Here is a 527-nt window from a genome sequence, read left to right on the forward strand (position 1 = left end):
GTTTTGCATCCCTTGCTGTCGGTGGAGAAACTGAAAGATAATCCAAAAGTGGAAGAAGAAAATTACCGTTTGAAGAAGTTGTTAAAGGCTTGAAAACACGATTTTTAACCGAAGAAGTGAAGACCTTATTTTGAGAGTTCTCACATTTTGTTTTTTCATCAAAGAAAATTGGTTCAATGCGATCAAAGGACTTTTCCTGTCTTTTAGACTGCCTTTTGAAGGAGAAAAAACGAAAAAAACGCGCTTGTAGAAAATAAAAAAGATGTAAAAGAGCTCCAAAAGTTGTAATAAAAAAACCGTGCTTTCCTTCCTCTTGAACATATTCTGTATCTTCTGGCACATCAAAGATAGGCTCTAAAATTTCATTCTTCTGAACGTTTTTTAATTTTCTTTTATTTTTCCGGCGCCGCCATATCACATTGCCCGCAAAAGCAGCTATTAAAAAACCTAAAAGGCTAAAAGCCATCCCCAAGAGTACATTCTGAAATGGAGAAAAAAAGACTGGAAAAAATGAATAAACAGCACTG

General features: G+C 35.1%; 1 pseudogene. It reads right to left on the bottom strand.

The features are described from left to right. Nucleotides 1–527: pseudogene (locus tag ACFIO5_RS13485) on the bottom strand (cell division protein FtsK); the annotation flags it as partial.

The organism is Bartonella sp. AA86SXKL, from assembly GCF_042196885.1.